Origin of the sequence: Reichenbachiella versicolor (assembly GCF_003171675.1) — a bacterium.
Taxonomy (GTDB): Bacteria; Bacteroidota; Bacteroidia; order Cytophagales; family Cyclobacteriaceae; genus Reichenbachiella; species Reichenbachiella versicolor.
Genome location: NZ_QFZQ01000002.1, coordinates 684,134 through 698,526 on the forward strand (window position 1 = coordinate 684,134; position 14,393 = coordinate 698,526).

The following is a 14,393-nucleotide window of genomic DNA, read 5'->3' on the forward strand; positions in this document are numbered from 1 at the left end:
CTATGTGCAGTAGACAGGCTAGGATTTAGTCCTGCTTTGGATTGACTCTTTGTTACTTAACCCCTCTCCTAGCATCCACTGTACTAAGTGATTTCCTTACAAAACCTAAGTGTTTCACCTAATTCAGAAACACACCATAGAATCTTCACTCTGTTACCCGTCGAAAGTTTGCAACCATTCATCCAAGGTAAGAAGCAAGTCATCTAATCAAGACCAGCTCTGTATCAAAGGTAAAACTAGCCCAGCTATAGATTTTTTATCTTGTCATAAGTGATTAGCTTAATGTAGAATTTAGAGAAAAGTCCCATTAAATGAGCACTTTAGATCATTTAGCTTTGAATTCAATATCTATTTTGCCCGTAGACAGTTATAACAACCTTTACCAGGATGAGAAATTTATACACCTTATTATTAGTAACGGTACTATTTAGTTTCAACCTCTATGCCCAAACTGGGCCGGGAGGCGTAGGTTCATCAGATGGAACCTCCAACCTTCAACTTTGGCTAAAACCAGAAGGTATGTTAAACGGTTCCAATAACCCCGCATTAAATGGTGAGACTGTTGAAACTTGGCAAGACGCCAGTGGTCATGGTCACAATGGAGTCACAAATGATTCTGATGAAAATACGGACGGAGTACCACTGGATTCGACAATAGCCTTTTTCAATGGTTACCCAGGACTGATCTTCGATGGTGATTATCCGGGAGGCACTGATGGTTATGTGGTTCAAGATATCAATGACGACCCTTCAGAAGCAACTGTCATGGTTGTTTTAGCTACTGCAGACTTTGTGAATAATGTCGGAGTAATGGTAGCTTATGATAATGGCAACGCAGGTAGTACTACCCCAGGTGACAAGTCGATTGGTATTTGGGTTCAAAATGATAGAGACTTATGGGGAAGAGTCATTCAGTCTAATGGTTCCTACCAAAGCTTTAGTAACACATCTACGGTAGATTTAATAAGTAGAGACCCAAACATAATCACAGTACATGCAGACGGAGTTTCTACCTTATCTCAATTTGCTAATGGATCATTAGCGAATGCTCAAGTAACATATAATGGAACGATACAAGAATATGTTGACGTGTTAGTGGGGCGCCAGGCAGATGAAGAATTTGCTGGACATATTGGAGAGGTTGTTATTTTCAATAGAGCACTTAACGATGCAGAGCTAATTGTTGCCAACAACTATTTGGCTTCCAAATTTGGGATCAGTGATTTGACCGATGATTTCTTTGCATTTGATAATGTTCACTTTTATGATGTCGCAGGTATTGGACAATCTGGGACGGACACACATGTATCTTCTTATTCTGATGGTATTTTAGGTATCAATTCACCTTCTGCTCTTTCGGATGGAGACTGGTTGTTCTTTGGACATGACGGAGCCGATGCCACGACATGGACTACTGATGAACAAATTAATGGAGATCCAAACCTTGAAAGACTTGCTAGAGAATGGCGGATCAATAAAACCAATGATGTAGGAACAGTTACTATTTCAATAGACCCTACCTCATTACCAGCCTTCAACGCTGACTTTGACTTTTACACTTTATGGGTGGATGATGATGGTGATTTCAGCACTGGAGCAACTTCTTATCCCCTTACTTTTAGCGGTGGAGTGTACAATGCAACGGGTGTCTCTTTAACAGACGGCCAATTTATAACCATTGGAGCGTACAAACCTGAAATCAATTTCGTTCAAACTGCATTTTCTGGATTTGAAACAGTTACTCCTGCTTCATTCCAAGTGAATATAGATTATGTAGTCGATGCTAATATCACTGTCAACTATACTACTGGTGGCACAGCTGATGAAGCTACTGGAAGTGGAACATTTACAATTTCGGCTGGTAATACATCCAGTAATACAGTGGATTTCACTATCAACAATAGTGACGGGTTTGAATCAGATGAAACAATTATTCTGACCTTGACAGGAGGTTCTCAATCTCACGGAACAATAGGATCAAATGTCAGCACTTATACTATTTATAACTCAGATGCAGCGACTACTTCCGTTCAATTCGATACTCCTCTCGAATACGCCTTCAAAAAAACAATCACTATTGATAAAGATATGGTGGATGGTTCCTCCGATCTTGAGAATTTCCCAGTTCTCATCAAGGTGGATGGTGCTGACTTTCTAGAAATAGAGGGAGATGTACAAAGTGCGAATGGATATGATATTCGCTTTACATATGAAAATGACATCGAATGGTTGGATCATCAAATAGAACTATATGATGAAACTAACGACATATATTTAGCTTGGGTAAAACTTCCCCTCCTATCTGCTACTGTGGATACCAAACTAGAAATGTACTATGGAAAAAGTGGCGCCACTGACCCATCGTCCACTAGTGTATTTGGAAACGAATGGGAAGCGGTATACCACCTTGAAAATGCTAATGATGGTACTTCGAACGGAAATAATGGAACAATTAACGGAGGTGCTAGTTACGCAAGTGGTAAAATAGGGAATGGACTGGCTTTGGATGGCTCCAATGACGATTTGGAAGTCGTCAATAATGCTTCACTTGTATTCGGTCCATCAGAGAGTATTACGTTATCAGTTTGGTATAAGGGTACAGACACTTCAGGAGACTTTATGTCCATGATGAATCAGGCAGATAATGCTAAGGGATATGCTTTAAGATATTTCTCTGGAAACCTTTCCTTTCTATTAGGAGAAGCTTTTTTGAGCTCACCAGAAGGAATCAGAGCAAACGCAACAGAAAATGTCAATGATGACGCTTGGCACTTAATCACCATGGTATATGATGGCTCGACCAACGCGTCTGGTGTCACAATCTATAAAGATGGTGATGCTTCTACATTTGGATCTATATCTAATGATAATTTATCAACAGGATCTGACACTAACCCCGGCACCAACTTTACGATAGGTAGTAGAGTTAATGGCGGCGGCAAAACTCAATATCTTTCTGGAACTGTCGATGAAGTAAGAGTCGTAAGAGGTTTACTTTCTGGCGAATGGATTAAGACTGAGTACAACAACATGAATGACAATGGCACCTTGGTGACCTTTGATACAGAAGTTGCTAATAGTGGCTTAGCCATCTTAGAAAGTACAGATACAGTTAGCTTCGTAATCGCACTAACTAATACAGTAACGAACGATGTGACGGTCAACTATTCTGTCACTGGAGGTTCTGCTATAGAAGGAACTGACTTCGTTTTAGCTGATGGAGTAGCTACTATTTTAGCTAATACTTCGTTTACAGTAATCACTGCCGATCTAAACAATGACGCTACAAGTGAAGCCAATGAAAATGTAATAATTGCACTATCAAACCCAAGCTCTGTAGACAATGTGTCGTTAGGGTCATCCAATGAGCTTGAATTCACGATTACGGATGATGATGCTGTCCCTGAAATATCATTTAGTCAAACATCTATATCTGTCAACGAAGGGGCTAACTTGATCAGCTATACCGTAGAACTAAACGCAGCATCTGGACAAAATATAACTGTAGACTACACAGTCACAGCAGGTACAGCCACTAGCGGAGTAGATTATATTCATTCTTCAGGGACCTTAACAATCCCAGCCGACAGTACTTCCGCGACTATATCCTTTAATGTAATTGAAGATAACGAGATAGAAACTCAAGAGAGTCTAACCATCGATCTATCCAACCCTATCAATGCTACCTTAAATAGTTCTTTTGATCAACTGTCTATCAATATCAATGACAATGACAATCAAGGGATCGATGGACCTGCTGGTGTCGGTTATAAAGATGGCTCTGGGTCTTTGACCATGTGGTATGTTGCTGATTCCGCTACTGTAACAGGCTCTAATGTCACCGAACTTAAAAACTTAGTAGGAATCACAGAGTATGACATGATCACCCCTGCTAGCGATCCAAACTTTGTAGACTATGCGGGAACAGGTACACTAAATGGACACGCAGAGATTAGCTTTAATGATGTTCAGGATCAATTGGCTACTAACTCTACTTTAAGTGCCTCCACATTCCCTTATAATGAAGCCACTACTTTTGTAGTAACAAGACATGATAACATGTCTCAACTAAGTGATACATACGGAACGTCAACATCTCAAACAGGAAATGTAGCTACAGTTAGGTTTTCATCTCACCTACCATGGAACGGAATATGGTACTATGATATCGGTACATGCTGTGGAAGCACAGCAAGAATAAGCGGAGCCTATCAAGCTGACTGGGTAGGTGAATATGGTATTTTTTCATATATAGCGAGTAGTGATGATGGCAAGTCTGCTTATAGAAACAATGAATTAATTGGAGGGCCTAGAGCTGGCACATCTAATTTCACCGGCCATATCAACAACTACTTCACGTTAGGGCAATCTTGGAGTGGGAATCACTTTGAAGGCGACATTGTAGAATTCATGCTTTACACTAGTCCTGTGAATGATGCTCAAAGAATCATAATTAACAACTACCTAGCAGCCAAGTATGACCTTACTATTTCTAATGACTTATATGATTTTCAAGCAAGTCATGCAGTGGATGTTGCTGGTATTGGACAAACGGGAGGTGAATTCCATGTAGCCGCCAAATCAAGTGTCGTAACCGTAGGAAACCCTTCTCAATTGGATGATGACGAATGGATCATATTTGGGCATGACAATGAAGACATTACAGCTTGGAACACTTCAGATATACCTTCTTCATTCAGCAACCTTCAAAGAATAGATCGTGAATGGCGATCTGATGTTACCGGCACTCCTGGTACGGCGTCTATTATTATCGCCGATACTGAATTACCTTCTTTACCTAGTGGATATAGTGACTATGTATTGATCACAGATGAAGATGGAATAGACTGGTCAAATGCCACAGTTTATCCAATCACTTTGGTAGATGGAGAGTACATTGCCAATGACGTCATATTAAATAGCGGAACATATTTCACTGTCGGTACTCACATTAGAACGATTGAATTTGTAGGAAATAGTTTTCAAGATTTTGAAAATGTCAATAATACAATATCTCTAAGTATATCCTTAAGGTCAGCTCAAGACATAAGTATTCCTTATACCATATCAGGAACAGCAACTGGCGGATCTGACTATACAATTGCGAGTGGTACATTTACTATTTCTGCTGAGAACACTACTAAAACCATCGATCTAGGAATTATAGATGAGACTGTAGAAGAATCTGATGAAACCATTATCGTTACACTAGGTGCAGCTCCTTCAGGAACAGTATTAGGTACAAACAATGTATTCACGTATACCATCAATGATGATGATAATGTTAGATCTGTCAATCTAGATTTCTTTGATTATTCTAGACAGTTGACGATCAATGGATCAGAGGTAACTGGATCACATACTGACTTCCCTGTCCTGATAAGCTTTACAAACAATGATCTTCGTACTGTAGCCAATGGTGGTAATGTTCAAAATGATAATGGATATGACATTGCATTTTATGATTCTTTATCTGGAAGTTGGTTAGACCATCACTTAGATTACTATATCCCTACTACTGGTGAAGTGGTTGCTTGGGTTAAAATCCCAACACTCAGCACTACTGATGTAGAAATAACTATGTTCTATGGTAATTCAGCGATCATGTTTGATCAATCAAGTACTACCACATGGAATAGTAATTACCAAGCAGTGTGGCACATGGGAAGCGACAATTATGAAGACGGGACTGCAAATAACCTAGATGGTGTGGATCAGGGTGCAAACGACACTGACGGTATTATTGGTAGAGCCGCTTCATTTGATGGTAGCAGCAATGTAAAAGTAGCGGACGTTTCCCTCCTATCCTTTGACAGAACAGACTCTTATACCATTTCGGCGTGGTATAAAGGCACCGATTCAGGAAAAACTATAGCAGGAATAGTAGATGACAATGCCAATAGTCACGGATATGATTTGTACATAAGTACTGGAAACGGATTGATTGGATGGCAAGGTGACAATGCAGGAAATAGAGAATACATAAGGGACAATGACGCCATTAATGATGACAGTTGGCATTATTTAGTAGTGACTTGGGATGGTGCAAGTGGACAGGCATATGTTGACGCAAATACTAATAATACAACTACTCAATCGGTTGGTACGATCGGAAACGACATCTCACCAAACGTAAGCTTCACCATAGGGTCAAGATCATCAGGAGCTGCTATTGCTCGATCAATAACTGGTGACATTGATGAAGTCAGAGTATCCAACACAGCAAGATCAGCTGATTGGATCACCACGGAATTTAATAACCAAAGCAACCCTAGTGCATTTGTAACTGTAGCTGCTGATCAAGACACTACTTTCGCTTTAACTTTAGATGAAACTATCGGTGAAGTCACTGTCAATGTCAGAATCGATCCAATTGATGAAACACAAGCAACAACTATTGATTTTGGAGATCAAGCAAGTGGTACTGCTTTAATTGGCAGTGATTTTGCTCTTACTCCTGCTGAAATCACAATTCCGGCGGGAAGTCGAACCTCTTCATTCACCTTTGATATCATCAATGACCTTCAAGACGAGGAAGATGAAACTTTTACTGTTGAATTAAGTAATCCTTCATCCAATACTAAGCTAGGAACAACTAGCAATGCAAGTTTCACTATAACTGATGATGATTTAGCACCTACCATTGAATTTGTAGACGCCATTTCAAGTGTCAATGAAGGAAGCCCCGCTGTCACAATTGGTGTACAAATATCTGATGAATCTGGTAATGATGTTACAGTGGAATTCGCAGTAACAGGCGGAACTCCTGCTGCTACTCTTGGAGACGATTACTTAGTTCCTGCCACGTCCCCATTGAACACTGTAACAATACCTGCTGGAAGTCTAACTGGTAATATTATCATAAACTTAATCGATGATGCTGAGATTGAAGTATTAGAAGATATAGTGATTAACCTTAGTAATCCTAGCAATGCGACTCTAGGTGGTGTCACAAGTCATACAATGACCATCAATGACAATGACGACCTTGGCTTTAATGGACCTGGAGGAGTTGGTGAAGTAGATGGTTCTAAAACTTTGAAATTATGGTTAGCAGCTGACTCTGCAGCAGCTACAGGTGGAAATGTGACAGCTTGGAATAATGCAATCATTTCGGTTGCAGGTCTTGATTTCGCACCTATAGGCACACAACCAACACGGGTAGACAACGCTGTAAACGGACATGCTGAAATTAGTTTCGGCAATGTAAATGATGTATTAGAGTCAGACCAAGTACTTGCTGCTTCTACATTCCCATACAATGAAGCCACTTTCTTCATTGTGACAAGAACGGACAACCTTAATCAGCAATCAAGTGCTTATACTACTGCCACTAACTCCTCTGGGGCATTGTCTGGAACCAATATCACTGCCGCTATTCCGAATGGATCTGACGACGTTAGATTCGATCATGCTGGAGATGTATTGAGTACCAACTACCCTACTTCGTGGGCGAATGGAGAGCACAATATATTCGTACATAGAGTTACAGCAGATTCTCAAAATGTATGGAGAAACAATGAAGTGATCCTATCAGCTGGGCCTTCAAGTACTTCTAATAACTTCACTAATCACTCGAATTTTAATTTCTACCTTGGACGAACAGAAACAGATAACTTTCAAGGTGATATTGCTGAAGTCATCATGTTTACTCGACCCGTCTTCGATACACAAGCTGATATTATTCAAAACTACCTAGCAGCTAAATATGGATTAACAATTGAAAATGACAAGTACGTATTTGACAACACTCATGGAAACGAAGTAGCGGGTATTGGTCAGGTTTCTTCCACTGATAACCATGTAGCTGCTGAGGCTGGAGTTATTACCATAAGCAATGCCAGTACATTGGGCAATGGAGATTATGTACTGTTTGGTCATGACAATGCTAGCATTAGTAACTGGGTAACAACTGACACCCCTGTGGGAGACAGTATCAGAAGAGTTTCCAGAGAATGGAGAATTGATACAACGGGAACTCCAGGAACAATCACTATCGCGCTTGATACTGATTTACTCCCAACCCCTATTACGGGATATCAGGATTATGTATTATTTGTTGATGCTGACGGAGATTTTACCGATGGAGCCACTGTATATCAAACGACTTTTGTAGATGGTCAATACAAAGCAGCAGAAGTTCCAGTGGCATCTGGAGATTATTTAGCTGTAGGCATGATTATCAGAACTATATCATTCGATGTAGCTAGCTCCAATGATGTTGAATCGAACTCCCTTAACGTTAGTGTCAACCTTAACTATGCCTTCAACTCTGACATTACCTTTGATTACAATATCACTGGTGGTACAGCTACTGGAGGAAGTGATGATTATTCTGCAGCTGCTACGGATCAAATACAAATATTAGCAGGACAAACTACTGCTAGTTTTCCTCTTGGTATAATTGATGATTCGGATGCGGAAGAAGATGAGACCATAATTATTGAATTAACCAATGCGCCTTCTGGATTTAGATTTGGTGAAGATAATGAGCATACATATACTATCAACGATAATGATAATACTCGTAAGATTCATTTTGCCTCTGCCTCCTCTTCAGCAGACGAAAGTGTTGCTAATGTATCCTTAACTATTGAGCTAGAAGATCCAGCTCAAATTGATGGCGTAAATGAAACGAAAGCATATCTATCCGTTACAGGCGGTACTGCAGAATCGTCGCCTGCTCCGGATTTCACACTAGTTGCCGATACTGTTAGAATTGCAGCTGGTACCTCAAGTACTACTTTTGATTTCACAATACTAGACGACGTATTAAGTGAAGCAGATGAGACGATAGAAATTAGTCTTTCTTCGCCAGGAAATGCCAATATTGGAACTAATGAAGTGTATACATATACTATCCAAGATAATGAATCAACTGTCTCTGTAGATTTTCAAGACCTTACTACTACTATAGACGAAGGGGGTAGTATTGCTCGAGTTGTTGTTGAGCTATCTTCACCTTCAGGCCAAGATGTTCAAGTTAACTACAGTGCTACAGGTGGATCTGCTACAGGTTCTGGTACTGACTATGCTTTAGCAGATGGTACTATTACCATCACTGCTGGAAATCAGATTGGCTCTATCAACGTTGCTTTAACTGACGATAGTGAAGAGGAGTCTGCGGAAACAATCATCATTGAGATAAGTGGTGCTACAGGAGCATCTGTAACTGGCACACCTACGCATACTATTACTCTAGTAGACAATGATGCGGATTTTGGATTCTATGGGCCGGGAGGTGTTGGTTCTGCAGTAAATAACATCCTATGGTTAGATGCTGAAAATATCAATGGCAAAGGAGCTGCAAGTCCAGCAGATGGTAGTACGGTCGGTACTTGGGTTGATCGATCTGGTAATAGTCACGACTTTACTGCTATTTCTACGAATCCGACATATAGCGCTACAGGGATAAATAACCATGGAACTATTGAAATCACAGGTTCCGTAGATGGATTTAGAGCTCCTTCAACATTTAGTAACTCTCTAGCAAACTATTCATTTATTACAGTAGCGGAACAATCCAGCGGAACTTATCTCGCAGAAACTAATACTGCTGCTGTCGGAGACTTCAGATTGAACCAATCAGATGATTACTTATATCACTATGGTGGTACGAATGCAATTACCACTAATGGAAGTTCTGCCGCTAACATTACGACTTGGGTGTTTGATAATGAGGCAACCAACACAGCAGTAGTCAATAGAAATGGTGCGTTTGTAGCTCAAGATGCCAACTTTAGTGTCATGGCATTAGATAATAATTTTAGTGTTGGTAGCAGATACACTGGCGAATCTACAAGTGATTATGATGGAAATATCTCTGAGTTCATCATCTATAATAAACCCATTAACTCCGCCCAACAAAATATTATCGAAAACTATTTGTCTTCCAAATATGACATTACAATTACCGATGATTTCTATAGCTATGATGGAACATTTGGCTTTGATGTGATAGGAATCGGTCAAGAGTCTGATGGACAACATTTACAATCCATGTCAGATAGCTTGTTAATAATCAGTGGTGCAAGTGATTTACAGGATGGGGAATATGTATTCACTGGACATGACAATGGAGATAAGACTAGTTGGACTACTATAGAAGCTCCGGACAATGGTTCTAATGTAAGAAGATTAGCTAGAGAATGGAGATTAGATCAAACGGGAAGTCCTGGAACCATTGTCATAAAAATAGACACGACTAAACTTCCTACTCCTCCTACTGGATACGATCAATATATAGTTTGGACAGATGACGATGGAGATTTTAGAACAGGAGCTACGACTTACCAAGTAGAGTACTCACCTGATTTTGGATTTCATGTAACAGATGATGTTACCATATCAGATGGCATGTTTGTTACAATAGGTGTTGGACAGCCTGTGATTCAGTTTAACTTGACTTCTTCAAGTGGCAGCGAATCTGACACCAACCCCAATATTGAAGTTTCTCTAAACTTTGTGATGGGTGAAAATGTAACCGTTAATTATGCGGCTACAGGAGGTTCTGCTGGCAACAATAACGTTGATTATTTACTTACTTCTGGAACTCTTACCATCGCTGAAGGTCAAACATCAGCCAATGTTATTCCAGGTATTATTAATGACACTGACGAAGAATCTGACGAGACTATAATAATTACTTTGACGACACCATCATCAAACGTTTCATTGGGTGGTCAAACAGAGCATACTTATACTATACATGACGATGACAACCCTGAAAGTAGAACTGTAACATTTGATTTAGCTGCTGCTGCAGCTAACCCAAATGAAGACGCAGGTAACCATACTGTCAATCTAAGTATCAACACCGACGACGATGATAATCCTACAACAGTAGATCTAGAAGTAGTAACGGGTAGCAGTGATGCAATAGAAGGTGATGATTTTACATTATCTACTAATACAATTACTTTCACAGCAGGTTCGCCTGGGCAAACTACTGCTTCATTTGACATCATTCCGAATGCCGATAGCGATTATGAATTAGATGAAACTATCACTATAAGGTTAGTCAATCCAGTAAATGCGGATTTAGGAGCAATCACTGAATATACCGTAGAGCTAATCAATGATGACACTCCTGTAGAAGTTCAATTTGCTGAAACAAGTTCTCAGGTAGGAGAATCGGCTGGCACGGCGAGTATCGAAGTAGAGCTAAGTACAAGCTCTGCTACTGATGTAACTGTCAACTATTCTGTAACTCCTGGAACAGCATCAGATGGGCTGGATTATACTTTGGCTGATGGAATTCTTACTATCAACGCAGGAGATGATGCTGAAAACATACTTGCTACGATTGTTAATGATTTGGCAGTAGAAGCAGCCGAAACACTCACTATTACGATTTCAAGTCCATCCAATGCGAGTCTTGGTAGTAATCAGACTCATACGTTAACGATTACAGATGATGATATTTCTGCTGGAACAGGACCAGCTGGTATTGGAAACTCTGCTGACAATATACTTTGGCTGACAGGAGAAAACTTCTCTAGTGGAACATGGACAGATATTTCTGGAAATAGCAATAACTTCTCGGGAGGTACATCTCCATCTGCTACCACTAACAATTTGAATTTCAATGGAGAAACAACTGTAACATTTACTGCTGCTCAATATTTAGAATCCACAGTGCTCAGTAGTGGTGTGAGTGATTATGACATGTTCTTCGTATTTGAATCTGACGGTACGGCTGATCAAGTTGTGTTTGATGCAAATGATGAATTGACAATAGGTTTAGAAAATACTAGTGGGGCATTCCAAGACCAAAATGGCTGGCAGGGTTCTACTGTCAATACTGGTACGACACCTTCGATTGTTCAAATCAACTTAGAAAGTGGAAGTAGCAATGCTGAAATAACCATTAACGGAACCACAGCAGCTAGTGTAACTTATACGCCTACTGAAATCAATGGTGCAAGAAGATTAGGTATCGATGCAGCAGGAAATGTTTCGAATGGATTTAGAGGTGATATCGCAGAAGTGATAATGTTTAATCAATCACTTAATAGTGCGCAAAGAACCATCATGATGAATTACTTATCTACGACTTACGGTATTAGCATCGGAGGTCTTGATAGGTATGAATATGATGACGGTACTGCCAATAAAGACTATTATGGCAACTCTATTGGGATCGGAAGAGAAGATGCGGATAACTTCCATGTTTCTGCTACTACTGAAAGTTTCTTTACCATTAGCAACCCAAACGATCTTGGTAATGGCGAATACTTAATAGTAGCGCATAATGATGGCTCAGATGCTTGGGACAATAGTAATGGAGTTGGAGTGGAAATACCTGATAACAGTACTTGGAGAACTACTAAACAATGGAGATATGATATGACAGGCAATGTAGGAACTGTAAGTATTGAAATTGATACGACTGCATTACCTGCCCCACCTGAAAATGGCCTTACTTGGGCTATCATGCTAGATGCTGACGGTGACTTTAGTACTGTAGGCAGAGTTTATACTATGTCACCTACCACAGGAGATAATGTTGGAGTAGATAATGTAGTGATCAATAAAGGTGACTATATGATCTTTACCTTAATCAAAACTACTTCTGATGTTACTGGCCTGTGGAATGTAGCTAGCACATGGAGTACAAACCGTGTTCCTGGCCCAAATGAAACTGTAAGAATATCATCTGGAACTACTGTAACATTAGATGCTGACTCAGAAGTAGGAACGGTTATTATTGAAAATACAGGTACACTGAACCTATCAACTTACAAGTTAAGTTTCAATGTAGGTTGCATCACAATAGAACCTGGCGGAGTACTAAATGCTCCTTCTGGAAGTACTGTTTCTTATGAAGCCGGAATTGATCAATGCGTAACAGAAACTACTTATGCCAATCTTGAACTAGACAATGCTGGTAACAAATTCTTACTTGGTCCAATCACCGTTCAAGAGGATTTAATCATAAGAGATCCGAGTGTAACCTTAGATGTAACCACAAGTAATTATACTATTACATTAGAAGGAAATTGGTTAAGTGATGGAGTTTTTGATGCTAGAGCAGGTTCGGTGATTTTATCTGCTGGTAACAGTCAAAGTATAAATACTAATGGAGGAGAAACTTTCTATAACCTCACAGTCTCAAAAGATGCTTCAACTATAGCTACGCTAAACTCTGAAGTTTCTGTTGAAAACACATTGACAATGACTCAAGGTAACATTAATCTTAACATCAGCAGTTTGAATATTCAGAGTACAGGCTCAATTTCTGGTGGTGATGAGACCTCTTACATCGTCGCTGACAACGTCGGAGTTTTGAGACATGCTATTACAGCATTAAGTACTGAATACTTCTTTCCTATTGGTGACACAGATGAATACTCTCCATTCAGATTTACGCTAGTTTCAGGAAACCTTAGTTCTTCAGCGGTAACTATTAATTTGAGAGATACCAGACATACTAATATTACTGAAACTAATTACATAACCAGATATTGGTCATTGAATAACGAAGGAATAACAGGAGCCTTAGATTATAATGTTTCATACAATTACCAAGATATTGATGTGGAAGGTATTGAGTCATTATTAAGTGCACGGAAATTTTCTTCATCTGGAGATGCGATTGGTGGATCTGTTACACCAGCATCCAACTTACTGACCTATGATGGTCACACATCTTTCTCTGATCACACAGGTGAATCTGACCCAGTTACATTACCAGTAGAATTACTTTATTTCAATGCTGAATTATTTAACGGAAACGTAGATCTTAATTGGGCCACAATAGCTGAAGTAGATAATAGCCATTTTGAAATTGAAAGATCAGTAGATGGTATTGAATATGAAATCATCGGATCAGTAAATGGAAATGGTAATAGCGACAGTAAGATTCAATATAGTTATACAGATTACAGTCCTGTATTTGGTGTCAGCTATTATAGATTAGTTCAATTCGACTTTGACGGCGAATACAAAATCTATCCAGCTATTGCCGTTCATAAGACTCTGGGAGAAAATGATGTTAATATTTCACTTTTCCCTAATCCAACTAATAGTTCTAATATCAATGTCAGTATTTCAAGCATCGATAAAGAATCTCCAGTTCTTATAAGCATAATCAATTTGCAAGGAAATACGGTCTTCAAAGAATCGTATAACTTAATGGAATACAATAGCACTATAAATATTCGAACAAATCTAAGAATACCATCAGGAATTTATCAAGTACTAGTAAAGCAAGCCGGAGTAACTGAATATCTAAGGTTGATTATAAGGTAAATAAATTATCGATAAGAGACCTCGTGCTTCTATGAGGTCTTAAAGCTCTATCCAAGAGTAGATTTTACGTTTAATTGCAGACTCAGTGATACCCTTACATCAAAAATCAGGGTATCACTGAGTAAAACAAAATTCAAAAA

The 14,393-nt window shown here is 39.4% G+C and carries 1 protein-coding gene; it reads left to right on the plus strand.

Features of this window, described 5'->3' with window-relative positions:
- The first annotated feature begins 387 nt into the window (after positions 1-387).
- Positions 388-14,253, plus strand: coding sequence for a DUF2341 domain-containing protein (locus DKG80_RS07600; RefSeq protein WP_109830713.1), 13,866 nt, complete (start codon positions 388-390; stop codon positions 14,251-14,253).
- Positions 14,254-14,393 lie beyond the last annotated feature (140 nt).

What these genes read in the sequence shown, in the direction of transcription:
- DKG80_RS07600 (WP_109830713.1), top strand. Translation starts at nt 388, where the DNA reads ATGAGAAATTTATACACCTTATTATTAGTAACGGTACTATTTAGTTTC.